Origin of the sequence: Streptomyces erythrochromogenes (genome assembly GCF_040684695.1) — a bacterium.
GTDB classification, from domain to species: domain Bacteria; phylum Actinomycetota; class Actinomycetes; order Streptomycetales; family Streptomycetaceae; genus Streptomyces; species Streptomyces erythrochromogenes_C.
In genome coordinates, this window is sequence record NZ_JBFBGM010000011.1 from 129,643 (window position 1) to 156,549 (window position 26,907).

The following is a 26,907-nucleotide window of genomic DNA, read 5'->3' on the forward strand; positions in this document are numbered from 1 at the left end:
CGAGGTGGTCGGCGGGGTGGTCGGTGCGGTTCGACGGCCCGGCCGGCGCCGCGGCCAGCGCGATCAGCCGGTCGACCAGCTCGGGCGGCAGCGCGGGATTGGCGGCGAGGCCGCACAGGAGGCGGTTCAGGGACGTGCTCCGATCTGCGGGGCGGTGGCGGTGGCGGAGGCACTGGCCGTGGCCGTGGAAGCATCGGCGGCGGCCGTGGCGGCGGCCGTGAGGGCTTCGGCCAGCGCCTCTGCCCAGGGGTCCGCGCGGCGCCGGCGCGGCAGGACCAGGCCGATGTGGCGGGCGGGACAGGGGCGTTCGACCCGGACGGCGACGGTCTCCGGAAGGCCGGCCAGCGCGACCTGCGGCACGAGGGAGACGCCGACCCCCGCCGCGACCAGGGTCTGGGCGAAGAAGTAGTCGGTGGTCGAGGCACCCACCCGCGGGCGGAAACCGGCGAGTTCCGCGTAACGGCGCAGGAAGGCCTCCGTCTTGAGGCAGCCCAGCACCCACCGGTCACCGGACAGCTCACCGGGGTCCACCGAGGGCCGGCCGGCCAGGCGGTGGCCGCGCGGCAGCACCAGCCACAGCGGATCCTCCATCAGCGGCCGCCAGTCGAGGCCGGGGCGCCCACCCGGACGTACCGGCGGCGGTCCGTCGAAGTGGTAGGCCAGCGCGAGATCCGCCGCGCCGGCCCGCACCATCGGCACGGCGTCCTCCGGTTCGCTCTCCAGCACCGTCAGCTCCACCTCCGGATGCGCGCGCACGAACCGGGAGAGCGCCGCCGGCAGCAGGTGCCGGCCCCCGCTGGTGAAGGTGGCGACGGTCAGCCGCGGCCGGTCCTGCGCCAGCCGGTCGATCGCCCGGCGCACCTGGTCCAGCTCGGCGGAGATCGTCTCCGCCGCCTCCACCAGCAGCCGGCCCGGCTCCGTCAACGTGACACCGCGCGTGCTGCGCACCGCCACCGGGTGGCCGAGCGAGCGCTCCAGCGCCGCGATGTGCTGGGAGACGGCCGACGGGGTCAGGAGCAGCGCCCCGGCCGCCTTGTTGAAGCTGCCGTGCTCGGCCACCGCCCGCAGGACGCGCAACCGCTGCACATCGATCATCAGTTTTCCTTACGACCCGTTCAGCAGCTCGTCGGTTCCGCTGGGGACGATACAACGCGAGAGTCGGACCCATGAAGCGGATTCTTGTCATCGGCGGCAGCCGGTACTTCGGAAAGTCCCTGGTCACGCGGTTGCGCGACGAGGGCGACACGGTCACGGTCCTCAACCGGGGCTCCAGCGCCCCGCCCCTGGGCGTCGGCCGCCTCCTCGCCGACCGCGACGACGAGGCCGCGCTGCGGACGGCCCTGGGACGGCACGAGTTCGACGTGGTCGTCGACCAGGTCTGCTACACACCGTTCCAGGCCGCGGTCGCCCGCCGGGTGTTCACCGGACGGACCGGGCGCTACGTCATGACCTCGACGATGGAGGTGTACGACCCGGCCACCCTCCCGGCCGGCTCCCCGCCGCACGCCGTACCCGTCGCCGAGGCCTCCCTCGATCTCACGCGCCCGCCGCTCCCGCCGGGGGAAGACCCCGGCCGCCCCGCACGGGCCGACGCGGCCCACGCCTACGCGGAGGGCAAGCGCCGGGCCGAGGCCGTCTTCCTGCGCGAGCCGCCCTTCCCGTACGTCGGCGTCCGGACCGCGCACGTCCTCGGCGGCGGCCGCGCGGAGTTCACCGGGCGCCTCGCGCACTACGTGGAGCGGATCGGTGCCGGGACCCCGGTCGACGTCCACGAAGCCCCGTACGGCACCTCGTTCATCCACCACCTGGAGATGGCCGACTTCCTCCGGTGGACGGCGGGGCAGACCTTCACCGGCCCCGTCAACGCGGCCTCGCACGGCTCCCCGGACGTCATCGAGCTCTGCGCGACGGTCGCGGAGCAACTCGGACGCCCGCCCCGCCTCCGGGCCGTCGAAGCGGGCGCCGACGCCTCGCCGTTCTCCTTCGACCGCGCCTACGCCATGGACAACGGCCGCGCCGAGGCCCTGGGCTTCACCTTCGGCAGGGTCGCGGACTGGCTGCCCGGCGCGGTCGCCGAGACCGCACGCGCCACCACCTGACGGGGCCGGCCGCCGGCCCGGTGCCGCTCTGCCGCGGGCCCACCGCCGACCGGGCCGCCGACCGGGCGCCGACGGACAGCGGTCCGGCCGCGTCAGGACATCGGCAGGCCGAGGATCTCCAGGATGCCCTCCGCGTACGCGGCCGTCCCGGAGCCCGGGACGGCCGTCAGTTCCTGCCGGAACCCGTCCACCCCGGTGCGGATGAAGGCGGCGCACTGCCCGTGCAGCCCCGCCTCGTGCGTGCCGCCGTCGTCCACCGTGCACAACAGGGCCAGAAGGGTCCACAGCAGCGCCTCACGGGTCGCCCGCCGGGGCGGACGCGCCGACCACACCGCCATCAGCACGGCGCACACCGCCGGAGCGGGCGGTTTCAGGTGCTGCGCGAAGAAGGCATGGCCCTCCAGCGCGTGGAACGCGGCAGGATGCCCCTCGGCGGCGTCGCGCACGGCGTCCACCAGATGGCCCGCGGACCGGCCGCAGCCGCAGTCGATCCCCTCCCAGTCGTGCCGGGCGATCTCCGCCAGCACGGAGTCCGGAACCATCGGGCTGCGCGGCAGCGCGTTCAGGCGCCGCAGAGCGTGCGGCTGCTTCTCACTCCCCCTCATGCGCCACAGTATGGGCCAGGGCCGATCGCGCGGCGAGAGGGGGCGGAACCGGATCACCCGGCCGGCCGTCCCAGACCGCGTGTGGAGCAAACGAAGGATCCTGATTCTGCTGTTCGCCCTGTTCGCGACGCAGGTGGGCGCGCTGGTCAACCCCGCCTACGCCTGCGGCTGCGGGGCGATGATCCCCGACGGCCAGTCCCGCATCGGTGTCGACCGGGAGACCTCCGTCGTGCGCTGGGACGGGCGCACCGAACAGATCGTGATGCGCTTCACCGTCGGCGGGAACGCGCAGCGAGCCGCGTGGATCATGCCGGTGCCGGGGCGCGCCACGGTGGAGCTGGGCGACGGGGAGCTGTTCGACGAACTGCGCGAACTGACCCGTCCCGAGCACAGGACCCGCAGCCATTTCTGGCCGCGCGACGGCGACTGGCCCTTCTCCCGCACCACGGGCGACGGCGCGGGCGCCCCCGCGCCGGGCGCCGCACCGCCCGTGGGCGTCGTCGGCCGCGAGCAGCTCGGCGACTTCGACGTGGCCCGGCTCACCGCCACCGACCCCGACGCCCTGAAGAACTGGCTGGAGAGCAACGGCTTCCGGCTCCCCGACCGCCTCGCCACCGAGGTCAAGCCGTACGTCGACCAGCACTGGGAGTACGTGGCGGTACGCCTCGCCCCGCGCGGCGGACAGGGCAAGGTGCTCCGGGGCGACCTGGACCCGCTGAAGATCCGCTTCGACAGCGACCGGCTGGTCTACCCGATGCGGCTCTCCCGGATGGCGAAGACACCGCAGTCGCTCGGCCTGTACGTGCTGGCCGACCACCGCATGGAGCCCGCCACCACGATCGGCGGCTCGGCACCGGAGGTGACCTTCGCCGGCACCGTCGAACCGGACGACGGCCCCCTCGCCGCCCTCGCCGACGGCAAGCCGGTGTTCCTGACGGCGATCGAGCAGCGGTTCCCGGAGCCGGGCCGCATCGACGCCGACCACGAACTGCGCGCCGCGCCGAAGGACACCCCGTACCGCCGGACCATCTACCGCGACGAGCTGCTCACGGTGGGGGACGGCATCCCCGTCTGGCTCCTGACGGTCTCCGCGGCAGCCGTGGCGCTCGCGGGCGCGGCCTGCGCACAGGCCCGCCGGACCCGCCGTCGGAGCCGCCGGCCCGCCGGGCTCGCGGCCTAGCGCCGGGGGCGCGACGGCCGCCCGGGAGGCTGCGCCGTACGGATGGACTCGGGCCGTACAGCGCCGAGTACGGGCCATCGGCGTGCGAAGCGTCCTACCTTCGCACTGCTTCCTCCTCCCTCCACGAAAGGCAGTACTCGTGCGTTCGATCCGTTGCGCCCTGACCGCTCTCGCCGCCGGCGGCATCATCCTGGCGGGCGCGTCCGCCGCCTCCGCCGACGACACCTTCACCATCTACGCCCCGGTCAGCAACACGTACTCGATCGTCTTCGGCGACCTGAGCCAGGTCGCGGGCGACGACGTCTTCAACGCCGGCCGCGACAACACGGTCGGCTCCCACAACGGCGCGGCGCCGGCCGGGGACATCGGCATGGCGTCCCTGCCGGGCACCCAGGTCATGAGCAACGAGGCCCTGATGCAGGGTGCCGCGGGCCAGTGGACGGGCAACATCCTCGGCAAGTGAGTCCCGGCTCCTCCGCCCCCTCACCGGGGCGGAGGAGCTCCGGGCCGCCCCGGCGGCTGCGTCGGTCGCACAGGGCCGCGGTCAGACGGTTCGGGGCGGCTGCGTGCGCCAGAACGCGCACTGGTGGTCGGCGTCGAACGACGTGGTCGTCCGTGTCGCCGACGGGTGCAGGGTGAGCACCGTCGCCGTACCGGTGCCCACCGCCGGCCACCGGGCCTGACCGGGGGCGACGGGCGCGCCGAAGCGGGCGAACGCACCCCAGTAGCGCTTCATCCGGTTCCCGAGGGCGACCTGGACCGGGGTCAGCGGACGCTCGCCCATGGTGAAGTCGTGCAGGTAGGCCAGCTCCGCGCTGTGCGCGTTCGACTGGTCCAGCCCCGGCACCTGCGCACCCGCGAGCGTGGGCGAGCCCGGATCGTCGAACTCGTAGAAGAACGTCGGCACCCGGGACGCGAAGAGCTGCGCGGTCCACGCGGTGTGGCAGGCGAAGGTGGAATCCGTCATCAGCGCCGAGAGCGCCAGGTACGGCGAGCCGTGCTCCGCGACCGGGTAGCGGGCCAGCACCTCCGGCCCCGCGGCCCCGTATCCGGCCAGGACCTGCGCCGCGTACTCCTCGGCCGTCAACCGCGGCTGCGTCAGCGCGACGAAGAAGCGGGCCTCGGAGCGGGTGCTCCCGATCAGGACCGGCACCTTGTTCCACGCCCCGCTCCCGATCGCCCGGGCGGGCGGCACGGGGAGCAGCCCGTCACCGGATGCCGGGCCCGGCGTGGGCAGGGTACGGGCCGCCTCGACCAGGGCCGCGCCGGGCGCACGGCGCAGGCAGGCGGTCACCTCGGCGGGGACGGAGCATCCCGCCCGGGCGGCGAAGGAGCGCGCGTGGGCCTCCGCTTCCGTGCTGTCCGGCGGGCGCAGCAGGGTGCAAGGACCGCTCTGCAGCACGGCCCGGTGGAAGAGGCCCGCGGCCGCCGGGGCGGCCAGCAGCGCGCAGACGGAACCGCTGCCCGCGGACTGCCCGGCGATCGTGACGCTTCCGGGGTCGCCGCCGAAGGCGCCGATGTTCGCCCGGGTCCACCGCAGGGCCTCCACCTGGTCCATCAGCCCGAAGGACCCCGACCGCAGGGCGTTCTCACGCCCCAGCTCGGGCAGCCCGAGATAACCGAGCTGTCCGAGGCGGTAGTTGATGCTCACGACCACGGTCCCGGTGAGTTCGGCCATGGTGCGCCCGCCGAACTGGGTTCCCGTTCCCTGGCTGTACGCGCCCCCGTGCATCCAGAGGACCACCGGGAGGCGCGCTCCGGGCCGGGCGGCCCGGGGCCGGTACACGTCCAGGTACAGGCAGTCCTCGCTGACGGCCCGCGGGTCGGCCAGGCCGAAGGGCGAGAACTGCAGGCAGGCGGGGGCCTGTCGGGCGGCGTCCCGTACCCCGTGCCAGCGGGCCGGCGGCCGGGGCGCCCGCAGCCGCTGCGTCCCGACCGGGGGAGCGGCGTAGGGGACGCCGAGGAACTCCTGGGCGCCGCCGTCCCGTTCCTCGCCGCGCAGGATGCCCTGCGCGACGGTGACGAGCGGTCGAGGTGGTCCGCCGGATGCCGCGGCGGCGGGTGGCACCGCGGCGACCGGAGCCGCGAGGGTGAGGGTGAGGGTGAGAGCGAGGGGCAGGGTCAGGGCCAGGGCTGTGCCGAGCAGGGTTCTCACCGCAGACGGCCGCGACGGCCGGTTTCCGGGCCTTTTCATCCGTCCTCCAGGAATTTCGCGGGGGCGTTCCGGGGGTTCCGCTGGGGCTGGGGCTGGGGCTGGGGCTGGGGCTGGTGCAAGGGGGGCAGGGGGCGGAGCCGCAGGTCGCCCCGCCCCCTGCCGGTCCGGGGGTGTTACGGGCGCAGGCCCGCGATGAGGGCGGAGGCGACGGCCCGGTCGGCCGGTCCGGTGTTCCAGTCGCCGTTCATGGGGCTGACGGCGATCCGGCCGGTGCTCAGGGCCTCGACGTCGCCGCCCCGGGCCGCGGGCCGCAGGTCCACCCTCACGGTCATCTTCCAGGTGCCGTCGCCGGCGTCGGTGAAGTCCGGCTCCAGGACGGTCTGCGGATCCTGGAAGGTCGCGGACACGCCCGCGGCCCTGCCCTTGCCGTCCGTACCGACGACCGGGTGGTTGACGTTCAGACCGACGCCCTGGGGCAGCAGCGGACCGGACCGGGCACGCGAGCGCAGCCGGTCGATCAGCTTGACCGCGAAGTCGAGCGTCGGCCCCATCGCGTTGACCGTGGTGACCGGGTCGGGAACGGAAAGGCCCCCGGTGCTCAGCGCGATGGCCGGCACGCCGTGTTCGAGCGCGGCGACGGCGCCGCCGACCGTGCCGGAGTGGGTGGCGAGCCCGGCGACGTTCGGGCCGAAGTTGGTGCCGGAGACGACCAGGTCGGGCGCCTTCGCGGCGAAGACCTCGGCCAGCCCGAAGGCGACGGAGTCGCCCGGGGTGCCGTCGACGGCCCAGACCTTCGGCTCGGGGTGCTTCACCGTGATCGAGGGCGCGTTCGACACCTTCGTGCCGGTGCCGCTCTGGTTCGTGAGCGGGGCCACGATCGTGACGTCGTGCCCGGCGGCCGTCAGGCGCTCGAAGGCCCTGCGGATGCCCGGGGCGTCGTACCCGTCGTCGTTGGTGAGCAGGATCCGCAACGGGCCGCCGGAGGCGGGCGCCGGCGCGGGCGCGGACTGCGGCACGGCGGCCGCGGGCGCCGTGCCGGCCAGGGCCGGCGCGCACAGCAGCAGGGCGGCCAGCGGCAGAACTCGCTTGCGTCTCACAGGGGCTCCTTCGGAGGGGAGGAAGAGGGGCTGGTGAGGGTGAGGGTGAGGGTGAGAGGGGAGGGTGACCGGCGGGCGCGCGACCCTCGGCACGCGCCCGCCGGAGTGCTCGACCGGGCCGGACCGGATCGGGAGAGGCCGTGCCGTGGCAGTTGAGGGGAGTCGAGGGGAGTTGAGGTGGGGGTCAGCGCACGCTGCGGATCGGGAGGATGGCCAGCGCGCCGATCAGGGAGAGCGCTCCGCCGACGAGGAAGAGCGGCGTGTAGCCGCCCAGGGCGGTGACCACGGCCGAGGCGACGAAGGGGGCGACGATCTGAGGTCCGGCGTTCGCGATGTTCAGGACGCCCATGTCGCGGGCGGCGTCCTCGGCGCGGGGGAGGACCAGGGTGACGAGCGCGGTGTCCACGGCCATGAAGCAGCCGAAGGCGAGTCCGTTCAGCGCGCTGAAGACGAGCATGCCGGTCCAGGTCGGGCTGACCACGGGCACCACCATGACGAGACCGGCGAGGGCGGCCGACACCCCGACGAAGACCTTGCGGCGGTTCCAGCGGTCGGACAGCAGGCCGCCCAGCACGGTGGACACGGCCATCGCGACCATCGACACCGGGGTGAGGACCGCCATCGCGGCGGGCGGGGTGAGGCCCTCGGGGAGCGCGATGTGGTCGCCGAGGATGTAGAGCTGGTAGCCGACGACCGAGAAGTAGCCGAGGACCATGAGGGCCCGTCCGATGAAGGCCCAACGGAAGTCGTGGCTGGCCAAGGAGGAGAGGAACGCGGCCAGTTGGGCGCGGAGGGGCACGGGAGCCCGGTCGGCCGCCGGCCCGGTGCGCGGTGCGTCGCGGAAGAAGCCGGTGAGCAGCAGCGCGGCGACGGCGACGATGGCGCCGAAGACGAGGTAGCCGGTGCGCAGGTGCTCGGCGGTCTGGGAGGCGACCAGCACGCCGACGGTCCCGCCGATCGGCAGACCCAGCCCCACCAGGGCGGATGCGGTGCCGCGCCGGGCCGCGGGGACCCGGTCGGGGACGATCGCGGTGACCGCGGCCTGGTAGATGTTCATGGTGGCTTGGACCAGACACCAGCCGATGCCGACGAGCAGGGCGGTGGTCACGCTGCCGAGGAAGGCCAGGCCGGCGAGCGAGGCGAGGGCGCCGCCCAGGATCCAGGGGTTGCGGCGGCCGCTGCGGTCGGAGAGGGCTCCGGCGATCGGGTTGAAGGCGGTCGCGAAGATCGAGCTGATTCCGCCGATCACGCCCAGTACGGCGACCTTGTCGTCGGGGGCGATCGCGGCGACCTGGGTGGGCAGGAGGACGGATCCGGCACCCATGTAGACCGCCATCATCGCGGAGTTCGCGACCAGCAGCAGGAGCATCAGCCCGCGGCGACGGGCGGGTCCGGGGGCCGGAGGGACGGGTGGATCGACTACTTCGTGCGTGGCCATGACGACTCCTCGGGGGACGGAGCGGGGAGGTGGCAAAGCGGGCACCGCGCTGTGCGGGCGGGGGGCCGAGACCTGGACCTGGGACGGGACCTGGAACGGGCCTGGAACGGGAACGGTTGTCACCGGGGGTGGGGTGCCGAATGCGTTCCGGGGAGATGGCGACGTTGTTACACGTGTCACCAAGTGCGTTGGAGACTGTGTAGCACCCATTTCCCGGCCTCGCTAGGTCCTGAGATGGCTTGTTGTGCGGATCGTGATGCGCTCCGGCGCGTGCTCGGCGGAGCCCTGCCATGACGTGTAATCGTCGCTTCACGGCCTCTGGGCAGGGCTGATGTGTCGGAAATCCCTCTTGCGCTTGTGGCGGCCGTCACGCATCGGCAATACTCCGTGCCGCACCGCTGTGACCGCCACCGCCACCGGCCCGGTGCCGGTGCGGTGTCGGTGCGGTTCTCGTGCCGCGTCGTCGGGCGGCCGATCGTGTCCAACCGTGCGGGGCGATCCCCCGCCGGCTCGCTGCACTGCGCTCGACCGGGGCCGTGGCCGCCCCACTCCTACCCCTGCCGTCTCCCTGCCCGCAGGCGGGTCGACCCCTGCCCTGCTCACCCGGCCTGCCGGACCTGGCCGACCCGGCCCATCTCTCCGGCCTGCCCGGCCTGCCCGGTCCGCGCTGCCCACCCCGCATGTCCGGCTTCCTGGGCCTGCCCGGCCCACCCGGCCGGTCCGCCCTGGCCCACCCAGCCCTCTGCCTGCTCGGCCTACCCGGCCGGTCGGTCGCTGTCCGGCCTGCTTGGCCCGCTGGGCCGACCCGGCCCATCCGGTCGGTCGGCCCCTGCCTACCCGGCCGCTCCGTGCTCCTCGGCCTGTTGTGCCCGTCCGGCTCATCCGGCCGGGCGGCCTCTGCCCACTGGTCAGGCCGGACTTCCTTGTCCACGCCGCCTGTTCGGCCCGAGGCGGAGGTCCCCGACGCGGTCAGGTCGTCCTGGCTCAGCCGCCCCGGCCGGGCCGCCGTAGCTCGGGCGGCCTGTCGGTCCGGCCCAGTTCCGGTCGAGCCGTGTTCGCTTCGGCCTACCCGGTCGGGGCCCGAGGCGGTGTGGCCCGCCCGGCCTGTCGGTTCGGCCCGGCTGCCGCCCGGTGCTGCTGCCTGCCTCGGCCTACCCGGCCTGGGGCGCGTGGGGCGGACCTGTCCGGTCTGGTCTGGTCGTCGCGGCTCCCGCCCGGCCGATCGGTTGGCCCGCCTGGCCGGTGTTCGGCTCGGCTCCGACCGGGTCGGCCCGGCCCGGGGTCCGTGTGGCTGGGCAGTCCGGTTGGTCTGACCGGTCTGTCCGTCGGCCCGGCTGCTGCTCGGCCTGCCCGGTCCGGGTCGGCCGCGTGTTGTGGTCCCGCTTCCCCCGTCTCCGTTTCGCGCCGCTGCCCGCACGCCGCGCAGTGGCGCCGAAAGGCCTGCCGTGTCCTCCTCGTACTTCTCCCCGCCGCCCCCGCCCGCGTACGTACCGCCACCCCGCCCGCCCCGGCATCATCTGCCGGCCGCCCCGCCGCGCCACGCGCTGGCCCTCGGGATCGGGCTGATGCTCCTGTCGCTCCTGTGCGCCCTGCTGCTCCGGCTGGACCGCAGGCCCTTCTTCCAGGGGGCCGACGACCGCTGGGCCGCCGCGGTCGACCATTCCTCCGCCGGCGCCTCTGGGGAGCCCGGCGGGTTCCTCGTCGTCCTCGACCGGCTCGGCGGCCCCCTCGGCATGGTCCTGCCGCTGATCCTCATCGGCTGCCTCTGCGTCTACGGGCGCTGGCGTTCCGGGTTGTTCGTGCTCCTGGCGGCTGTGGTCGCCAACGCCCTCGTCGTCCTGCCCGTCAAGCAGCTGGCCGATCGCCCGCGCCCGCCGCATCCCTGGGTGCTGGTCAACGACGGCTCCTACCCCTCGGGGCAGGTGTTCACCGCGGTCACGCTCGTGGTCGTGGTCGCGGTGGTGGTCTTCCCGCCGCGTGCGCGACGCTGGTGGTGGGGCGTCGGAGGCGCGTACGTCCTCGCCATGATGGGCAGCCGGACCTGGCTGCACGCCCAGTGGCTCAGTGACACCGTCGCGGGCGCTCTCCTCGGCGCCGGAACCTGCCTCGTGCTGTGGAGGATCCTCGCGCCACTGCTGGAGACGGAGGCGGAGCGCATGGCCTCGAACAGCCTGTGGCTGTGACGCACCGCCCCGAGCGACGGCCACCCCCGCATGAAATATCTCGGAGCATTGACGACCGTCAAATGTACGCCATAGATTCAGAGGGTCCGGCGCCGGCTTCCCCGGTGCGCGGCAGCCACGAAGAGACAAGGAACGGCCCATGCCCCCTTCCCCAGGCCAGGACCAGCCGGAGGTCCAGCTCTCCGCGGGCCGCCTGCGCGGCGCGACCGAGGGCGGGGTCGCCGTCTTCCGCGCCGTGCCCTACGCCGCACCGGCGGTCGGTGACCTGCGCTGGCGACCCCCGCAGCCGCACCCCGGCTGGAGCGGTACCCGCGACGCCACCGCCGACGGCCCGAGCGCACCCCAGATGTACGCGGAAGGCGGCGATCCGGTGCTCGGCGGCCACGGGTCGCCGCCCTTCGACGACGACTGCCTCACCCTCAACGTCTGGACCCCCGCCGCCGACGGCGCCCGCCGTCCCGTGCTCGTGTGGATCCACGGCGGCGGCTTCGTGTCCGGCTCGGGCTCCCTGCCCGGCTACTCGGGCGAGACCTTCGCCCGTGACGGCGACCTCGTCGTCGTGAGCATCAACTACCGCATAGGCCCCATCGGTTACCTCAATCCGGACGGTGACGACGAGAGCGCCAACCTCTGGCTCGGCGACCAGATCGCCGCCCTGTGCTGGGTGAACGCGCACATCTCCGCCTTCGGCGGCGATCCCGGGCGCGTCACGGTCGCCGGCCAGTCCGGCGGCGCGCTCTCCACCGCCGCCCTCGCCGGACACCCCCTCGCCCAGGGCCTGGTCCGGCGGGTGATCCTGCAGAGCCCGCCGCTCGGACTCGACCTCCCCGACCCCGCCGCGTACCGGGAACGCACCGCCGCCTACCTGGAGTCGGCCGGCGCCGGTGACGCCGCGCACCTGCGCGCGCTGCCCTGGCAGCAGCTGATCGCAGCCGCCGCCGGACTCTTCGCCCGGACCTCGGCGTGGGGGTACTGGCCGACGCCCTTCCTGCCCGTGGTCGACGGCACCTCCCTGCGGACCCATCCGGCCCTCGCCCTGCTGGACGGGCCGGCCGCGGACATCGACGTCATGATCGGCTGGACGCGCGAGGAGGCCACCTTCGGTTTCGCCCTCGACGCGGGGTACGCCGACGCCACTCGGAAGCAGGTCACCGACCGGATCGCCGACACCTTCGGGGCGGAGGCCGCCCCCGAGGTGTACGCGGCGTACGCGCGCGCCCGGCCCGGCTCCCGCCCCGTCGACGTACTCATGGACCTGATCACGGACGAGCTCTTCCGAGTGCCCGCCGTCCGGCTGGCCGAGGCCCGGGCCGCGTCCGGCCACCCCGTGTGGGCCTACCAGTTCGACCTGCCCACGCCCGCGCACGAGGGCCGGCTCGGCGCCACCCACTGCCTCGAACTCCCCTTCGTCTTCGACAACTTCGACCAGTGGGCCCATGCCCCCTTCCTGGCCGGACTGGACCCGGCCGTCCGCGACGGCCTCGCCCACGCGATGCACCGGGCCTGGATCTCCTTCGTCCGCACGGGCGACCCGAACCACCCGGACCTGCCCCGCTGGCGCCCGTACGACGCGCGGTCACGCACCACGATGCGCTTCGACGCGGTCGTGGGCGCCCTCGACGACCTGGCGGGGGCCTCGCGACGGCTGCACGGGCCCGCGCGCACGTCTGCGCAGCCCTCCGCTCCCTTGATTTAACTCGTGTAACCTGAAAGGGAAGGAGTACCAGGGAAACCCGAGCACAAGGAGCGTCGAGGGACGTCATGGCCAAAGACACACACGTCCCCGCATCGATCACCAGCGCCGACGTGGCCCGCCTCGCGGGGGTGTCGCGCGCCACGGTCTCCTTCGTCCTCAACGACACCCAGGGCCACCGCGTCAGCGCGACCACCCGCGCCCGGGTGCTCGACGCGGCCAAGCAGCTGGGCTACGTACCGCACGCCGCCGCCCGCTCGCTGCGCGCCGGCCGCAGCAACCTCGTCCTGATGCCGGCGTCGATCTCCGCCGCGGGCCGTCTCGTCAGCGACTGGGTCGACGACCTGCACAGCGAACTCGACCGCCTCGGCTACACGGCCGTGCTCCACGCGGGCCGCTTCACCGACCCCGTCGACGCCGCCCGGGCCTGGGCCGAACTGCGCCCGGCGGCCGTCGTGGCCCTGGACGGCGACCGTTTCACCGCCCGGGCGGCCGAGGTGCTGACCCGGGCGGGGGTGCGCGGCCTGCTCGCCTTCGCGTCCCACCCCGTCGAGGGCGTGCACACCATCGGCTTCGACCACACCCACATCGGCGCCACCGCGGCCGAGCACCTCATCGCCCGCGGCCGGACCGCCATCGGTGTGGTCATGCCCCAGGAGCGGGGCCTGGGCATCATGGCGCAGCCGCGCCTGGCGGGCGCCGAGTCGGTCGCCGCCCGGCACCCGGCGACCGTCACCCCGCTGGAGCTCGCCTACACCCGGGAGTCCGCCCGCGATCTTGCCCGGCGCTGGCCGGGCCTCGGCCTGGACTCCGTCTTCGCCTACAACGACGAGTACGCCGCCCTGCTGCTCCACGCCTTCCGGGCGGAGGGCATCTCCGTACCCGACGAGGTCGCCATCGTCGGCTGCGACGACCTCGTGCTCTCCGCCCTCCAGCAGCCGGCCCTCACCACCGTCCGGCTGGAACTGCCGTCGGCCGCGCGGATCGCCGAGGCCGTGCACGAGCTGGTCGAGACGGGTACGGCGGCGCCGGTACCGCCCGTGGAAGCCGTACTGGTCCACCGCCAGACCTCCTGAGCGCCGGCGCCACGGCCATGCGGCCCGCCCGCCCGCGCACCCCGTGCGCCGGTCGCGCAAACCGCTCGCGCGGCGCCCGCGTCCGGCGGCGAGTTCGCCGGCCTCGTCGGAGAGCGCGGGCTCCTCATCGGCTTCCAGCGGGTCGACGGCCACGCGCCCCCCACCTGGCCGGGCGGCGACGTGCCGCAGCAGGCCCACCTCGACTTCGAGGTCGACGACCTCGACGAGGCCGAGGCGCTCCTCCTGGAACTGGGCGCGACCAAGCCGGAGTCCCAGCCCGGCGGGGAGCGGTGGCGGGTCCTCCTCGACCCGGCCGGCCATCCCTTCTGCCTGACCCGGGCCCGACGCCCCGATCGGCAGGACGTCCAGGCCTAGGCCGTCTCTTTCGGATCTTGCCGGGCCCGCGCTGCCCGGCACCGCACCTCATCCCCCAGACTCCGTCCGGGGGACCCCCAGGTTGTCGGGGCTCCCGAGTACGGCCAGTACACGAGGAGCTCCTCCGCCTTGCGATCCTTCCCCTCGACCCTGCGGGCCTGGGGAGACCCCATGGCACCGGACAACGCGGGCTCGGCCGACAAGATCCGAAAGAGACGGCCCAGGCCGGCTCCGCGGACCGCGTGACGGCGCTGAGGCCCGCCCGGAGCGTGCCGGGCGGGCCTCCTCCGGTACGGCGTCACGGCGCCGCGGGCGGTCAGTCGGCGTCGGGCGCCGCCACCGCGTCCGGATCCGCCCCCGCGGCCGCCCCCCGGCGGTCGTGGGAGCGGACGGCCTCCCGGGCGAGCGCGGGCTGGAAGAGCCACCACGCCAGGAGCCCCGCCCCGGCGCCGGCGGCGGCCCCGGCCACCGTGTCGGTGAGCCAGTGCGCGTGCAGCCAGGTACGGCTCCACATCATGGCCACGGTGAAGACCGCGCCCCCGTACCACCAGGCCCGCCGCCGGGCGGCCGGCACCAGCAGTGCCCCCGCGACGACGACGAGCAGGGCCGCGGTGGCCGCGTGGCCCGACGGGAAGGAGCCGTGGTCCACGCGCACCAGCGGGTCGGCCGGGCGCGGCCGGTCCACCAGGTGCTTGAGGCCCTGGATGACGAGCATGTTGCCGCCGAGGTAGGCGGTCAGCAGGAGACCGGCCGAGGCCCAGCGCCTGCGGAAGAGGAGCAGGAACAGGAGCGAGAGCGGAAGGACGGCGCCGACCGGCCCGCCGAACCAGTTCAGGACGGTGGCCGCGGCCAGGTACGGCCCGTCGTGGGGTCCGCCCATCCAGCCCAGCCAGCGGTCGTCCAGCCGCTGGAAGGGTGGATCGGTGATGTCGGAGCGGACCACCAGGGCCGTCGCCGCGGCGGCGGCCACCGGCAGGAGGCCCGCCACGAGGAGGCCGGGGCTGCGGCGGACCCGGGACGCGCCGGGCCTGCGGGAGCGCCGGGACCCGTCGGGTCTGTTGCTGCCGGGTGCGTCGGGTGCGTCGGGTGCGTCGGGGCCGGCGGGTCTGTCGTGCGGGGTGGTGGCCGGTCGGGTGGCCGGGTTGGCGGACATGGCTGCCTCTCGCGCCCGCGGGGGGCGCCCGCGGCCGTGTGCGCTGGGAAGGGATGCGGGGGAGGGGGCGGGGGCTGCCGGTGGCGGCGCCCCCGCGGTGGAGCGGGTCCGGGCGTCAGGCGCCCGCGCCGAGGTGGCGGGCCAGGAAGGCGACGCTCTCCTCGACGATCGGCACGATGTCCGGGGAACCGAGGAAGATGTGGTCCGCGCCCTCCACCGGCTTGAGGGTTACCTCGCCCCCGGCGCCCTCGATGGCGGCGGCGAGGACCTCGCTCTGGCTGTACGGCACCAGGCCGTCCCGGGTCCCGTGGACCAGCAGGAAGGGCGGCGGCGGGTTCGAGCCCCCGGCGTACGTGACCGGGCTCGCGGCCCGCGCCAGATCCGGGCGCTCGGCCACCGAGGCCCCGAGCAGGGCTTCGTAGGGGTCGGGGAACTCCACACCGGAGGGCATCGGCGGCATCGGGTGGGAAGCCAGGGCGACCAGGTCGGAGACGCCGTACCAGTCGACGACCGCGAGCACGCCGGTCTCGCCCGATCCGACCCCCTGGGTGCCCTCCAGACCGACGCCGTCCGCGGCGTCCGTGCGGTCAGGGCCGTCCGTGGGGCGGACGAGGCCGGCGAGCGCGGCCAGGTGGCCGCCGGCGGACTCGCCCCAGACGCCGATCCGGTCCGGGTCGATGCCGAGGTCCCCGGCGAAGGCGCGGACGTAGCGGATCGCGGCCTTCACGTCGTGCAGCTGGGCCGGGAAAGGGGCCTCGAGACTGTGCCGGTAGTCGATGGAGACGAGGGCCAGCCCGGCCGCCAGCACCGCCCCGTGCAGCAGCGCGGCCGGCACGGTCGGCGGCGGGTAGCGGCGGTCGCCGTCCAGCCAGCCGCCCCCGTGAATCCAGACCACGGCGGGGAACGGTCCTTCGCCGGCCGGGACCTGCACGTCGAGCAGCCGGGGGCGGTAGCCGGGTGTCGTCGCGTAGGTGATCCCGTCGAAGCGGCGCACTCCGTCCGCGGCCGTCACGGGCGGTACGGGAGGCCGGTACGGCGGGGGCGGCCAGGTCATGTCGGCGATGTCGAAGGCGGTCGGAGGAGATTGCGTCATTGCGGCCCTTCCAAATCGGCGGGTCTCCCGGCGGGGCGGGTGCAGGCTTCGCGTCGTTTGTCCGAAATGCTTGCGCGGGCAGCCGGGGGAGGCGTAGCGTGTTACACGTGTAATCAAGGACTTTAGCGATGCGTTTCCGCTGATGACAAGCCCAGAAATGATCCGACTTTCAGGTCGGTAACACGAGTCACCTCAGCGGTCGCGCCCCCACCTCCCGGAGCGCGCCATGCTCACCACCACCGGCACATCCGCGGCCCCCGTGATTCCCGCGGCCCCCGCGGTCCGGCGCTTCGTCCACCGGGTCGCGGCCCCGGACGTCATGAGCGTTCCGCGGGTCAGGGCCCGTGTGCGCGCCACGCTGGAAGCCTGGGGGGTCCCGCTCGATGCGGCGGACGTCCTGCTGCTGGCCGTGAGCGAACTCGTCGGCAACGTCGTCCGTCATGCCGGGGCCGGCCGGATGCGGGTCGGGGTCGCCTCGGGCGCCGACTGGCTGCGCCTCGACGTCGCCGACCAGGGGGCCGGTCTGCCGCGGCTGCCCGCTCCCCGCGCCGGGCTCGACCTCGATGCCGAAAGTGGCCGCGGGCTGCTGATCGTGCAGCTGATGGCTGCTGAGCTCGGAGGCGAACTCTCCGTCGTGGCAGGCGAGTTCGGTAAATCGGTCCGCGTGCGCATACCGGTCGCGTGAGCCGTCTGCGGCGCGGGCGGAGGCCCGTCGCCGGCGACCGCCGCACCGCCCCACCTCCTCGATCTATCGCGAAATGTTGACGGCCGCCAAATATTCGACATACCTTGCTCCCGTCTCCCCCCGCTGCTCCCCGATCGAGGTGCCGCCCCATGGAGCTCTCCCCTTCCGCGCATGCCGACTCCTTCTGCAGAGATCGGCTTCCGCCCTTCGCCCTCTGGCCCGAACTCCACTTCGACCTACCGGAGTTGGACTACCCGGACCGCCTCAACTGCGCCGGTCGCCTGCTCGACGAAGCCGTCGAGCAACACGGCCCCGACCGCCCCTGCCTGCTCACCCCGACCGAGCGCTGGACCTACGGCGAACTGCAGCACCGCGCCAACCAGGTCGCCCAGGTCCTCACCGAGGACTTCGGCCTCCGGCCCGGCAACCGTGTCCTGCTGCGCGGTCCCAACAACCCCTGGCTCGTGGCCGCCTGGTTCGGCGTCCTGAAGGCCGGCGGGGTCGCCGTCACCACGATGCCGATGCTGCGCGCCGGTGAACTCGCCGAACTCGCCGACATCAGCCGGCCCTCGGTCGCCGTGTGCGACCACCGCCACACCGACGCGCTCGAAGCCCTGCGCCGTCCCACCGCCGTCCCCGCTCTCCCCGCTCTCCCCGCCCTCCCGGTCATCACCTACGGGGGGAGCGGTCCGGCGGACCTGACCGCGCTCTGCGCGGCCAAGGACGGCCGGTTCGACACCGTGGCCACGGCCGCGGACGACGTGGCGCTGATCGCCTTCACCTCCGGCACCACCGGCAGGCCGAAGGCGACCCTGCACTTCCACCGCGACGTCCTCGCCAACGCCGACACCTTCTCCCGGCACGTCCTCAGACCCCGCCCGGACGACGTCTTCACCGGCACGCCGCCGCTCGCCTTCACCTTCGGACTCGGCGGACTGGTGGTCTTCCCGCTGTCCGTGGGCGCCGCGACCCTGCTCGTCGAGCAGTCGACCCCGCTGCAACTGGCCGACCTGGTCGCGGACCACGGGGCGACCGTCCTGTTCACCGCGCCCACGGCCTACCGGGCGATCATGGAGGCCGGGGCGACGGACCGGCTGTCCGGACTGCGCCGCTGCGTCTCCGCCGGGGAACCGCTGCCGGCCGCGGTGTGGCAGGAGTTCCACGACGCCACCGGCCTGCGCATCATCGACGGCATCGGCGCCACCGAGATGCTGCACGTGTTCATCTCCGCGGCCGACGAGGACATCCGGCCCGGAGCCACCGGCCGCCCCGTCCCCGGCTACCGCGCTGCGGTCGTCGACGAGCACGGCGCCCCCGTCCCCGACGGACAGCCCGGCCTGCTGGCGGTCACCGGACCCACCGGCTGCCGGTACCTCGCGGACCCGCGCCAGACCTCGTACGTCAGGAACGGCTGGAACATCACGGGCGACACCTACGTCCGCGACGCCGACGGCTACTTCTGGTACGTCGCCCGCAGCGACGACATGATCGTCTCCTCCGGCTACAACATCGCCGGCCCCGAGGTCGAGAAGGCCCTCCTCGGCCATCCCCACGTCGAGGAGTGCGCCGTCGTCGGCGCCCCCGACGAGCGGCGCGGCATGCTCGTCAAGGCGTACGTCGTCCTCGCCGCCGGGGTCGCGCCGGACGCGGCGACCGTCCGCGAGCTCCAGGCCCACGTCAAGGCGTCCATCGCGCCGTACAAGTACCCGCGGGCCGTCGAGTTCGTCACCGGACTCCCGCGCACCGGAACCGGAAAGCTGCGGCGCGGCGCCCTGCGCGAACGCGCCCGCACCGACGGGCGCGGCCCCCTGCCGTCGCCGCAGGAAACCTCGCCGCCCAGCGTCGTCGTCGAACGCCGCGTCGAGTGGACCGACACCGACGCCGCCGGCCACTACCACCACTCCACCGTCGTGCGCTGGGTCGAGGCGGCCGAGGCCGTCCTGCTCCACCGGCTCGGCCTGTCCCACCTGTTCGGCAGCACGCCCCGCGTCCACTTCGAGGCCGACTACCGGTCCCGACTGTGGTTCGGCGACACCGTCCGCACCGAGCTGAGGGTCACCGAGGTCGGCTCCGCCTCCCTGCACTACGCCTTCACCGTACGGGGCGAACAGGGCGGCGAGGCCGCCACCGGCCGCATGGTCGTCGCGCACTCGGCGGCGCACGCGACCGGTTCGACCCCCTGGCCCGACGACGTACGTGACCTGCTGGGCGCGGCCGGACCCCAGCGAGCGGAACTGCTCACCACCGCACCAGCACCAGCACCAGCACAAGCACCAGGAGGCACGCCGTGCGCGTCGCAGTCATAGGAGGAGGGCCCGGCGGTCTGTACTTCGCGGCCCTCGCCAAGCAGCTCTCCCCGCACTGGGAGATCACCGTCTGGGAGCGGGGCGCCCCCGACGACACCTTCGGATTCGGCGTCGTCTTCTCCGACGAGACCCTCGACGGGATCGCCCAGGCCGACCGGGAGATCCACGAAGCCATGTCGGCGGAGTTCGCGCGCTGGGCCGACATCGACGTCCGCTACCGCGGTACCACCCTCACCTCCGGCGGCCACGGCTTCGCCGCCCTCGGCCGCCGGCGCCTGCTGGGCATCCTCCAGGAGCGCTGCGCCGCCCTGCAGGTCGACGTCCGCCACCGCACCCAGGCACCGCCCGCCGCCGAACTCGCCGCCACCCACGACCTGGTGGTGGCCTGCGACGGCGTACGGTCGGCCACCCGCACCGCCCACGCCGAGGTCTTCGGGACCGAACTCGACGAGCGGGCCGGCCGCTACATGTGGCTCGGCACGGACAAGGTCTTCGAGGCCTTCACCTTCATCGTCGACGAGCACGACTTCGGCACCCTCCAGGTGCACGCGTACCCCTACGAGGCGACCCGCTCCACCTTCATCGTGGAACTGGAGGAGGGAGCCTGGCGGCGCGCCGGCTTCGCGGAGCACGCCGACCGCGACCATCCGCCGGGCACCAGCGACGAGGACAGCATCCGGCGCTGCGAGGAACTCCTCGCGGGCCACCTCGACGGCCACCGCCTGCTTCCCAACAACTCCAAGTGGCTGCGCTTCACCACCGTCCGCAACCGCACCTGGCGGCACGGCAACATCGTCCTCCTCGGGGACGCCGCGCACACCGCGCACTTCTCGATCGGCTCCGGCACCAAGCTCGCCATGGAGGACGCCCTCGTCCTCGCCGCCAGCCTGCACGAACACCCGGACGTGCCGACCGCCCTCGCCGCCTACGAGGAGGAGCGCCGCCCGGTCGTGGAATCCACCCAGCGGGCGGCCCAGGCCAGCCTCGAATGGTTCGAGCACATCGACCGCTACACCGGTCAGGACCCGCACCAGTTCGCCTTCAACCTTCTCACCCGGAGCCGCCGCGTCACCTACGACAACCTGCGCGTGCGGGACGAGGGCTTCACCGCCGCGGTCAACCGCACCCCGGCCGTGCCGCCCATGTTCCGGCCCTTCCCGCTCGGCGGACTCCTCCTGCGCAACCGGGTCGTCGTACCGCCCACCGCCCTGCACACCGCGCGCGAGGGGATACCCGGCGACTTCGACCTCGTCCACCTCAGCACGCAGGCCCTCGGCGGCGCCGGCCTCGTCCTCGCCGGGATGACGGCCGTCAGCGCCGACGGCCGGGCCACCCCCGGCTGCCCCGGCCTGTGGTCCGACGAGCAGGAAGCGGCCTGGCGCCGCATCGCCGGCTTCGTCCACGGGCAGTCCGACACCTGCCTCGGCATCCAGCTCACGCACGCCGGCCGACGCGCCGCCGACGGCGGTGGCGTCCCGCGTCCCATCGCCGCCTCGGCCCTGGCCTGGGACGAGCGGAGCCCCGTACCGCGCGAGGCCGACCGCGCCGACATGGACGCCGTCGTACGGGACTTCGCGCGAGCGGCCCGGCGCGCCGACCGGGCCGGCTTCGACGCCCTGGAACTCCAGTACGGGCACGGCCACCTGCTCTCCGGCTTCCTGTCCCCGCTCACCAACCGGCGGACGGACGAGTACGGCGGCGACCTCGACGGCAGGCTGCGCTTCCCCCTCGAAGTGCTGCGCGCCGTAAGGGAGGTGTGGCCGGCCGGCAAGGCGCTGCTCGTCCGGATCTCCGCCGCCGACTGGGCCGAGGGCGGCACCACCGAGGCCGACGCGGTCGCGATCGCCCGCGCCCTCGCCGGGGCGGGCGCCGAGGCCGTCGACGTCTCCACGGGCGAGGTCGTCGCCCACGAGCGGCCCCGGTACGGCCGCAGCTACCAGACCCCGTACGCCGACCTCATCCGCAACGCCACCGGCATCCCCACCATCGCCGTCGGCGCCATCTCCTCCTACGACGACGTCAACTCGATCATCCTGGCCGGGCGGGCCGACCTCTGCGGCGTCGGCCGCGCCCAGCTCCACGACCCGCTGTGGACCCTGCACGCGGCCGCCGCCCAGGGCTACCAGGGCCCGGCCGCACCGTGGGCGCGCGCCTGGCGGGCGGGCAGCGGCCGGCCCCCGTCCGCCCGGACCGACCGGATCCCGCCCCGGCTCCAACTCCTGCGGCAGCCCGCCGCGTCCGTCCACCGGCGCTGGCTGCCCCGCGCGGCCGCCGCACCCGCCCACGCGTAGCGGAGACGCCCATGCCCAAGCCCATGCCCATGCCCAAGCGCATGCCCACACCCCCTGCCGGGCCCGGGGACGACCTGCCCCGGTTCACGGCGGCGGCCGTCCAGGCCGCACCCGTCTACCTGGACCCCGCCGCCACCGTCGACAAGGCCGTATCCCTGATCGCGGAGGCCGCCGCGAACGGCGCCCGGCTCGTCGTCTTCCCCGAGGTGTTCGTCCCCGGCTACCCCTACTGGAACTGGACGATGAACCCGGTCCAGGGATCCCCCTGGTTCGAGCGGCTCCAGCGCGCCTCCGTCGACGTCCCCGGCCCGCACGTCGACGCCCTGCGCGCGGCCGCCCGCCTGCACGGCGTCGTCCTCGTCATCGGGGTCAACGAACGCGAGCCGCACAGCCTCGGCGTCCTCTACAACACCCTGCTCACCATCGGCCCCGACGGTGAACTCCTCGGCGTCCACCGCAAACTCGTCCCCACCTGGGCCGAGAAGCTCACCTGGACCGGCGGCGACGGCAGCTCCCTCGTCGTGCACCCCACCCCCGTCGGCCCGCTCGGCGCCCTGGCCTGCGGCGAGAACACCAACACCCTGGCCCGCTTCACGCTCCTGGCCCAGGGCGAACTCGTCCACGCCTCCTGCTACATCGCCCTGCCCGTCGCACCCGCCGACTACGACATGGCCGAAGCCATCGCCGTCCGCACCGCCGCCCACAGCTTCGAGGGCAAGGTCTTCTCCGTCGTCGCCTGCTCCACGATCTCCCCGGAGATCGTGGACGCCCTCGCCGGCGACGACGAAGAGCTGCGGCAGCGGTTCACCCGCCCCCGCAGCGCGCTGTCCGGCATCTTCGGCCCCGACGGCCGCCCGGTGACCGAACCCCTCGTCGACGACGAGGGCATCGTCTACGCCGAGATCGACCTCGCCCGCTGCATCCGGCCCCGGCAGATGCACGACATCACCGGCCACTACAACCGCTTCGACGTCTTCCGCCTCGAAGTCGACAACCGCCCCCGGCCGCCGGTGACCTTCACCGTGCCGCCGGCCCGCTGCACCGACACCGCCACCCCCGAGGAGGACGCATGACCATCGAGCAGGACGACACCACGCTCGGCCGCGCCCGCGTGTCCGACACCCCCGAACTCACCGCCTACTACGACGAGCTCGCGGCCCTGGACGCGGGCGCCCTGTGGACCGTCGCAAACGACATCGAGCCCTGGTACCCGCAGCCGAAGTCCGTACCCGTCCTGTGGCGCTACGACGACCTGCGCCCCCTCGTCCACAAGGCCCTCGGCCTCGTCCGCGCCGACGACGCCGGCCGCCGCGTCGTCATGCTCGTCAACCCGGGCCGCAGGGACGTCAGCGCCGCCGCCGGACTCCTCTACACCGGACTGCAGATCATGGGCCCCGGCGAATCCATGACCGCCCACCGCCACCAGGCCGCGGCCCTGCGCTTCGTCCACGAGGGCACCGGCGCCTGGACGATCGTCGACGGCCAGAAGCTGAAGGTCGGCCCCCGCGACTTCGCCATCACCCCCAACGGCACCTGGCACGAACACGGCAACGACGCCGACGACGCCCCCGTCATCTGGCAGGACGGCCTGGACATCCCCCTGGTCAACGCCCTCGACGCCGGCTTCTACGAGGTCCACCCCGAGCTGTACCAGACCCCCGGGAAGGTCATCAACTCCTCGGTCCTCACCTACGCGGCCAACCTCCTGCCGTACGGCTCGCAGAAGTGGACCCGGCCCTGGTCGCCCCTGCTCGCCTACCCCTGGGAGCCCACCTACGAAGCCCTGCGGAACCTGGCGAAGGCGGCCGAGGGCTCCCCGTACGACGGGGTCATCGCCGAGTACACCAACCCGGTCACGGGCGGCCCGGTCATGCCCACCATGGGCGCGCACATGCAGCTCCTGCGCCCCGGCCAGGCCACCCTCGCCCACCGCCACACCGGCTCGGTGATCTACACGGCGGCCAAGGGCCGGGGCGTCTCGGTCATCGCCGGGCGGCGCTTCGAGTGGAAGCAGGGCGACATCTTCTGCGTCCCCTCCTGGGCCTGGCACGAGCACCACAACCTCGACCCGGCCGAGGACGCCTGCCTCTTCTCCTTCAACGACTTCCCCGTCATGCGCTCGCTCGGCTTCCACCGGGAAGAGGCGTACGCCGACAACGGCGGGCACCAGCCCGTCACCGCCGCCTGAACCGCAAGGAGCCCCCGCATGCGCCTGCTGACCTTCACCACCGGCACCGGCACCGGTGCCGGAACCACCGAACGCCTGGGGGCCGAGGCCGACGGCCTCGTCCTCGACCTGGCGGTCCTGGCCGACCACGCCGGTGTCCCGATCCCGCACGACCTCCTGTCCTTCGTCCAGGCCGGACCGGCCTGCGAGGAAGCGGCCCGCCGGCTGCTCGCCGCCGACCCGGCCGGCCGGCCCGCCGCGGCCGTGCACCGCGCCCAGGACGTGACCCTGCGCGCACCGCTGCGCCCCGGGAAGATCATCGGCGTGGGCCTCAACTACATCGAGCACGTCGAGGAGTCCAGCCGCAGCCTCGACACCGACAAGGACCTGCCGCCGCGCCCCGTCCTCTTCGGCAAGCCCGCCACCGCCGTCACCGGCCCCGGAGCGCCGATCCTGCACAACGCGCACCTGACCACCCAGCTCGACTGGGAGTGCGAACTGGCCGTCGTCATGGGCCGCACCGCCTTCCGGGTGAGCGAGGAGGAGGCCTACGAGCACGTCTTCGGCTTCAGCATCCTCAACGACATCAGCGCCCGCGACCAGCGCCGCTCCGGCCAGTGGTTCTTCTCCAAGGGCCAGGACTCCTACGCCCCCTTCGGCCCGGTGGTCGTCACCCGCGACGAGATCCGCGACCCCATGGCCCTCGACCTCTCGCTGCGCGTCAACGGCGTCACCAAGCAGAAGTCGAACACCCGGCACATGCTCTTCCCCATCGCCCGGCTCATCGCCGACATCAGCTCCGGCATGACCCTGGAACCCGGCGACGTCATCGCGACCGGCTCGCCGTCCGGGGTGGGCGCCGGCATGGTCCCGCCGCAGTTCCTGCACCCCGGTGACACCGTCGAGGCGACGGTCGAAGGCATCGGAACCCTCACCAACCCCGTCGTCGACGCCCGCTGACCCGCCAGGCCAAGAGGAGCCGCCCCCGTGTCACCCCGCACCTACCGCATCGGCCAGATCGTGCCGAGTTCCAACGTCACCATGGAGACCGAGGTCCCCGCCATCCTCCGGGCGCGGCAGGCCGTCGCACCCGACGAACGCTTCACCTTCCACTCCAGCCGCATGCGCATGACCCACGTGACCCCCGAACAGCTCAAGGCCATGGACGCCGACTCCGACCGCTGCGCCGTCGAGCTCTCCGACGCCCGCGTCGACGTGCTCGGCTACGCCTGCCTGGTCGCGATCATGAGCATGGGCCTCGGCTACCACCGGACCTCCGAGCAGCGGCTGCACGCCCGGACCGCCGAGAACGGAGCCCCGGCCCCCGTCGTCACCAGCGCCGGAGCCCTCGTCCACGGGCTGCACACCATCGGCGCCCGCAGGATCGTCCTGCTCGCCCCCTACATGCGGCCGCTCACGCGGACCGTCGTGGACTACCTCACGCACGAGGGCATCGAGGTACTCGACCACACGGCCCTGGAGATCCCGGACAACCTCGACGTCGCCGCCCACGACCCCGCCCGACTGCCGGGCCTCGCCCAGGCGCTGGATTACTCCGACGCGGACGCGGTCGTGCTCTCGGCGTGCGTGCAGATGCCGTCCCTGAGCGCCGTGGAGGAGGCCGAACAGCTCCTGGGCAGGCCCGTCGTGTCCGCGGCGGTGTGCACCGCCCACCAGCTGCTCCGGGCCCTGGACCTGGACGCCGTCGCCCCGGGTGCGGGCCACCTGCTCTCCGGCGCGTACGCGAGGACCCCGCTGCCGGGGCGGCCGTAGGCCGCGTCCGCCTGAGCCGGGTGCTCGGGGAACCGGGCCCGCCCGTCACCGCATGGGCGGCGGCACCGTGTAGTTCGGGATCGACGGGTCCTTCGGGTCGAAGGGTGTCGGCTTCCACGTCGGCAGCGGGGGCCGGTCCGGCGCCGGCGGCGGGTTCGGACCCCGGTGGGGGTTCTGCGGGACGGCCGGCGAAGCCGCGGGGGACCGCTCCGGCGCCGGCTTGCCGGTGGCCGCGGGCCTCGGCTCGGCGGCCGGCGTCGAGGGCGGGGCGGAGGGCTCCCCGGTCGCCGGCTCCGAGGGGGAGGGGACCGGAGCTGCCGTCGGCGGTGCGGAGGCGGGCGCCGGCCCGGCCGGCCCCGCCCCGTCCGGCCCGCCCGAACAGCCGCCCAGCGCCAGGGCCGCCGCCAGCGCCACCGTCCCGGCACCCCACACTCCGGCCCTGGTCCCCACACCCACCACCCGCCCTCCCCGCACGGCCCGTCCGTCCGAGGGGGCGATCCTACGGGCCGCCCGCCGCCCGCCGGTACGACGCCGGTGCCCCCACGCCGCCCGATCCGCTGCCCCACGGACGGCGCCGCGGAAGGGACGGGCTAGGGCGCGCCCTCCCCGGCCCGGGACAGGGCGAACACCCCGGCGCAGACCAGGGCCACGCCCAGCAGCTGGGGGAGCAGCCACCAGCCCGAGCGCAGGTGTTCCTCGTACAGGACCACCCCCAGCGCGATGCTGATGCTCGCGTCGCCGAGGGTCAGGGCGGGCTGCGACGCCACCAGCGGGCCGCCCTGCATGGCGTGTTCGAGCAGCAGCAGCGCACAGATGCCGGTGGCGCCGAAGGCGTACGTCTCCCAGGACGCGAAGAAGGCGCCGATGCCGTGCTCGTCGAGGGCGTGCACGGAGGACTTCATCAGGGCGGCCGTGAGCGCGTAGCAGACGGCGGTGGCCGCGCCGAAGCAGACGGCCCGCGAGCGGCCGGGCGGCCGTCGCAGGCCGGCGAGGGCGAGCAGGGCGACGATCACCGCGCAGGCGGGCAGCGCCACCACCCACCGCTCGGTCGGCACGTCGGTGCGGTTGCCCACCGGCGAGGCGGCCGCCAGCGCGACCCCGAGCCCCGCCACCACGCCCGCCACGGCCAGCCACAGCGCCCCCGGCAGCCGCCGGCGGGTCAGCAGGGAGGCGATCAGCAGGGCGAGCGGCAGCTCCAGCACGAACAAGGGCTGTACGAGGGCCAGTGCGCCCGTGGCCAGCGCCGCGGCCTGACCGGCCCCGGCCGCGATCACGGCCAGGATGCCCGCGACCCACACGGGCCGGCGCAGCAGGTCCAGGACCAGGCCGAAGCGGAAGCCGTCGCTCTGCGGCACGGTGAGCGCGGCCCGGCGCTGGAGCACGGTGGCCAGCGCGTTGCTGAAGGCCGCGAACAGTGCGAAGAGGACCGGCAGGACGACGCCCATGCCCCGATCCTCACCGCGGCCGGCGCCCGACCGGGCCACGACACCGGGCCGCGGGCGTCGCGGCGCCCGCATTCCCCCGTCCGGACCTGCCGG

At 74.3% G+C, this 26,907-nt stretch carries 22 protein-coding genes and 1 pseudogene; 14 read left to right on the forward strand and 9 right to left on the reverse strand.

From position 1 onward, the window contains the following. Positions 1-126: 126 nt before the first annotated feature. A complete protein-coding gene (locus AB0O53_RS18545; RefSeq protein WP_365196744.1) occupies positions 127-1,095 on the reverse strand; it encodes a LysR family transcriptional regulator in 969 nt (322 codons plus the stop codon). A 71-nt stretch (positions 1,096-1,166) separates the two neighbouring features. On the opposite strand from AB0O53_RS18545, the gene AB0O53_RS18550 reads away from it, so the two are divergent. Next, on the forward strand, positions 1,167-2,099 hold the full coding sequence (locus AB0O53_RS18550) for an NAD-dependent epimerase/dehydratase family protein (protein WP_365196746.1): 933 nt from the start codon (positions 1,167-1,169) through the stop codon (positions 2,097-2,099). 92 nt (positions 2,100-2,191) lie between these two features. Here the strand turns inward: AB0O53_RS18550 and AB0O53_RS18555 are convergent, their stop codons facing one another. Further along, positions 2,192-2,704 carry a hypothetical protein gene (locus AB0O53_RS18555; RefSeq protein ID WP_350993527.1) on the reverse strand — a complete coding sequence of 171 codons (513 nt, stop codon included), beginning with the start codon at positions 2,702-2,704 and terminating at the stop codon, positions 2,192-2,194. A gap of 79 nt (positions 2,705-2,783) precedes the next feature. On the opposite strand from AB0O53_RS18555, the gene AB0O53_RS18560 reads away from it, so the two are divergent. Further along, the gene (locus AB0O53_RS18560; protein ID WP_350993525.1) at positions 2,784-3,884 is read left to right on the forward strand and encodes a DUF2330 domain-containing protein; all 1,101 of its coding nucleotides are present in this window, start codon (positions 2,784-2,786) and stop codon (positions 3,882-3,884) included. A 139-nt stretch (positions 3,885-4,023) separates the two neighbouring features. After that, complete coding sequence (locus AB0O53_RS18565) at positions 4,024-4,347, forward strand: hypothetical protein (protein WP_350993523.1); 324 nt, start codon at positions 4,024-4,026, stop codon at positions 4,345-4,347. 81 nt (positions 4,348-4,428) lie between these two features. Here AB0O53_RS18565 and AB0O53_RS18570 read toward each other — a convergent pair whose 3' ends face one another. The 3 genes from AB0O53_RS18570 to AB0O53_RS18580 all read right to left on the reverse strand — a co-directional run bounded on the left by AB0O53_RS18570 (position 4,429) and on the right by AB0O53_RS18580 (position 8,574). After that, positions 4,429-6,039: a carboxylesterase/lipase family protein gene (locus AB0O53_RS18570; RefSeq protein WP_365196750.1), complete on the reverse strand. Its 1,611-nt coding sequence runs from the start codon at positions 6,037-6,039 to the stop codon at positions 4,429-4,431. Between the two features lie 173 nt (positions 6,040-6,212). Further along, positions 6,213-7,136, reverse strand: a complete 924-nt coding sequence (surE, locus tag AB0O53_RS18575) for a 5'/3'-nucleotidase SurE (RefSeq protein ID WP_365196752.1) — start codon at positions 7,134-7,136, stop codon at positions 6,213-6,215. A 184-nt stretch (positions 7,137-7,320) separates the two neighbouring features. Then, positions 7,321-8,574, reverse strand: a complete 1,254-nt coding sequence (locus AB0O53_RS18580) for an MFS transporter (RefSeq protein WP_365196754.1) — start codon at positions 8,572-8,574, stop codon at positions 7,321-7,323. 1,445 nt (positions 8,575-10,019) lie between these two features. Here AB0O53_RS18580 and AB0O53_RS18585 point away from each other — a divergent pair. The 4 genes and pseudogenes from AB0O53_RS18585 to AB0O53_RS18600 form a co-directional block, all read left to right on the forward strand. Continuing rightward, positions 10,020-10,757: a phosphatase PAP2 family protein gene (locus AB0O53_RS18585; protein WP_365196757.1), complete on the forward strand. Its 738-nt coding sequence runs from the start codon at positions 10,020-10,022 to the stop codon at positions 10,755-10,757. 139 nt (positions 10,758-10,896) lie between these two features. Further along, complete coding sequence (locus tag AB0O53_RS18590) at positions 10,897-12,453, forward strand: carboxylesterase/lipase family protein (RefSeq protein ID WP_365196760.1); 1,557 nt, start codon at positions 10,897-10,899, stop codon at positions 12,451-12,453. Positions 12,454-12,518: 65 nt separating this feature from the next. Then, the gene (locus tag AB0O53_RS18595) at positions 12,519-13,526 is read left to right on the forward strand and encodes a LacI family DNA-binding transcriptional regulator (RefSeq protein ID WP_350993511.1); all 1,008 of its coding nucleotides are present in this window, start codon (positions 12,519-12,521) and stop codon (positions 13,524-13,526) included. Between the two features lie 75 nt (positions 13,527-13,601). Beyond that, positions 13,602-13,901 (forward strand): annotated as a pseudogene (locus AB0O53_RS18600) (VOC family protein); the annotation flags it as partial. A 316-nt stretch (positions 13,902-14,217) separates the two neighbouring features. On the opposite strand, the gene AB0O53_RS18605 reads toward AB0O53_RS18600, so the two are convergent. Further along, a complete protein-coding gene (locus AB0O53_RS18605) occupies positions 14,218-15,054 on the reverse strand; it encodes a phosphatase PAP2 family protein (protein ID WP_365196762.1) in 837 nt (278 codons plus the stop codon). A gap of 115 nt (positions 15,055-15,169) precedes the next feature. After that, positions 15,170-16,147 (reverse strand): alpha/beta hydrolase fold domain-containing protein, encoded by a 978-nt coding sequence (locus tag AB0O53_RS18610; RefSeq protein WP_365196764.1) that lies wholly within the window; start codon positions 16,145-16,147, stop codon positions 15,170-15,172. 226 nt (positions 16,148-16,373) lie between these two features. On the opposite strand from AB0O53_RS18610, the gene AB0O53_RS18615 reads away from it, so the two are divergent. The 7 genes from AB0O53_RS18615 to AB0O53_RS18650 all read left to right on the forward strand — a co-directional run bounded on the left by AB0O53_RS18615 (position 16,374) and on the right by AB0O53_RS18650 (position 25,369). Next, positions 16,374-16,832 carry an ATP-binding protein gene (locus AB0O53_RS18615; protein ID WP_365196767.1) on the forward strand — a complete coding sequence of 153 codons (459 nt, stop codon included), beginning with the start codon at positions 16,374-16,376 and terminating at the stop codon, positions 16,830-16,832. 149 nt (positions 16,833-16,981) lie between these two features. Then, positions 16,982-19,138, forward strand: coding sequence for an AMP-binding protein (locus AB0O53_RS18620; RefSeq protein ID WP_435886658.1), 2,157 nt, complete (start codon positions 16,982-16,984; stop codon positions 19,136-19,138). After that, complete coding sequence (locus AB0O53_RS18630; protein ID WP_365196770.1) at positions 19,120-21,429, forward strand: oxidoreductase; 2,310 nt, start codon at positions 19,120-19,122, stop codon at positions 21,427-21,429. The genes AB0O53_RS18620 and AB0O53_RS18630 overlap by 19 nt, the downstream gene beginning before the upstream one ends. Before the next feature lie 11 nt (positions 21,430-21,440). After that, entirely contained in the window at positions 21,441-22,502 is a 1,062-nt protein-coding gene (locus tag AB0O53_RS18635; protein WP_365196772.1) for a carbon-nitrogen hydrolase family protein, read from the forward strand. Beyond that, the gene (locus AB0O53_RS18640) at positions 22,499-23,617 is read left to right on the forward strand and encodes a cupin domain-containing protein (protein ID WP_350993499.1); all 1,119 of its coding nucleotides are present in this window, start codon (positions 22,499-22,501) and stop codon (positions 23,615-23,617) included. Before AB0O53_RS18635 ends, AB0O53_RS18640 begins: the two co-directional genes overlap by 4 nt. An 18-nt stretch (positions 23,618-23,635) precedes the next feature. Continuing rightward, the gene (locus AB0O53_RS18645) at positions 23,636-24,556 is read left to right on the forward strand and encodes a fumarylacetoacetate hydrolase family protein (protein WP_350993497.1); all 921 of its coding nucleotides are present in this window, start codon (positions 23,636-23,638) and stop codon (positions 24,554-24,556) included. Positions 24,557-24,637: 81 nt separating this feature from the next. Further along, positions 24,638-25,369 (forward strand): maleate cis-trans isomerase family protein, encoded by a 732-nt coding sequence (locus tag AB0O53_RS18650; protein ID WP_350993757.1) that lies wholly within the window; start codon positions 24,638-24,640, stop codon positions 25,367-25,369. 45 nt (positions 25,370-25,414) lie between these two features. On the opposite strand, the gene AB0O53_RS18655 is transcribed toward AB0O53_RS18650, so the two are convergent. Next, on the reverse strand, positions 25,415-25,828 hold the full coding sequence (locus tag AB0O53_RS18655; protein WP_350993495.1) for a hypothetical protein: 414 nt from the start codon (positions 25,826-25,828) through the stop codon (positions 25,415-25,417). 131 nt (positions 25,829-25,959) lie between these two features. After that, positions 25,960-26,814, reverse strand: a complete 855-nt coding sequence (locus AB0O53_RS18660) for a DMT family transporter (protein ID WP_365196776.1) — start codon at positions 26,812-26,814, stop codon at positions 25,960-25,962. Between the last annotated feature and the right edge of the window lie 93 nt (positions 26,815-26,907).

What these genes read in the sequence shown, in the direction of transcription:
- AB0O53_RS18545 (WP_365196744.1), bottom strand. Translation starts at nt 1,095, where the DNA reads ATGATCGATGTGCAGCGGTTGCGCGTCCTGCGGGCGGTGGCCGAGCAC.
- AB0O53_RS18550 (WP_365196746.1), top strand. Translation starts at nt 1,167, where the DNA reads ATGAAGCGGATTCTTGTCATCGGCGGCAGCCGGTACTTCGGAAAGTCC.
- AB0O53_RS18555 (WP_350993527.1), bottom strand. Translation starts at nt 2,704, where the DNA reads ATGAGGGGGAGTGAGAAGCAGCCGCACGCTCTGCGGCGCCTGAACGCG.
- AB0O53_RS18580 (WP_365196754.1), bottom strand. Translation starts at nt 8,574, where the DNA reads ATGGCCACGCACGAAGTAGTCGATCCACCCGTCCCTCCGGCCCCCGGA.
- AB0O53_RS18590 (WP_365196760.1), top strand. Translation starts at nt 10,897, where the DNA reads ATGCCCCCTTCCCCAGGCCAGGACCAGCCGGAGGTCCAGCTCTCCGCG.
- AB0O53_RS18595 (WP_350993511.1), top strand. Translation starts at nt 12,519, where the DNA reads ATGGCCAAAGACACACACGTCCCCGCATCGATCACCAGCGCCGACGTG.
- AB0O53_RS18605 (WP_365196762.1), bottom strand. Translation starts at nt 15,054, where the DNA reads ATGTCCGCCAACCCGGCCACCCGACCGGCCACCACCCCGCACGACAGA.
- AB0O53_RS18610 (WP_365196764.1), bottom strand. Translation starts at nt 16,147, where the DNA reads ATGACGCAATCTCCTCCGACCGCCTTCGACATCGCCGACATGACCTGG.
- AB0O53_RS18615 (WP_365196767.1), top strand. Translation starts at nt 16,374, where the DNA reads ATGCTCACCACCACCGGCACATCCGCGGCCCCCGTGATTCCCGCGGCC.
- AB0O53_RS18620 (WP_435886658.1), top strand. Translation starts at nt 16,982, where the DNA reads ATGGAGCTCTCCCCTTCCGCGCATGCCGACTCCTTCTGCAGAGATCGG.
- AB0O53_RS18635 (WP_365196772.1), top strand. Translation starts at nt 21,441, where the DNA reads ATGCCCAAGCCCATGCCCATGCCCAAGCGCATGCCCACACCCCCTGCC.
- AB0O53_RS18640 (WP_350993499.1), top strand. Translation starts at nt 22,499, where the DNA reads ATGACCATCGAGCAGGACGACACCACGCTCGGCCGCGCCCGCGTGTCC.
- AB0O53_RS18645 (WP_350993497.1), top strand. Translation starts at nt 23,636, where the DNA reads ATGCGCCTGCTGACCTTCACCACCGGCACCGGCACCGGTGCCGGAACC.
- AB0O53_RS18650 (WP_350993757.1), top strand. Translation starts at nt 24,638, where the DNA reads ATGGAGACCGAGGTCCCCGCCATCCTCCGGGCGCGGCAGGCCGTCGCA.
- AB0O53_RS18660 (WP_365196776.1), bottom strand. Translation starts at nt 26,814, where the DNA reads ATGGGCGTCGTCCTGCCGGTCCTCTTCGCACTGTTCGCGGCCTTCAGC.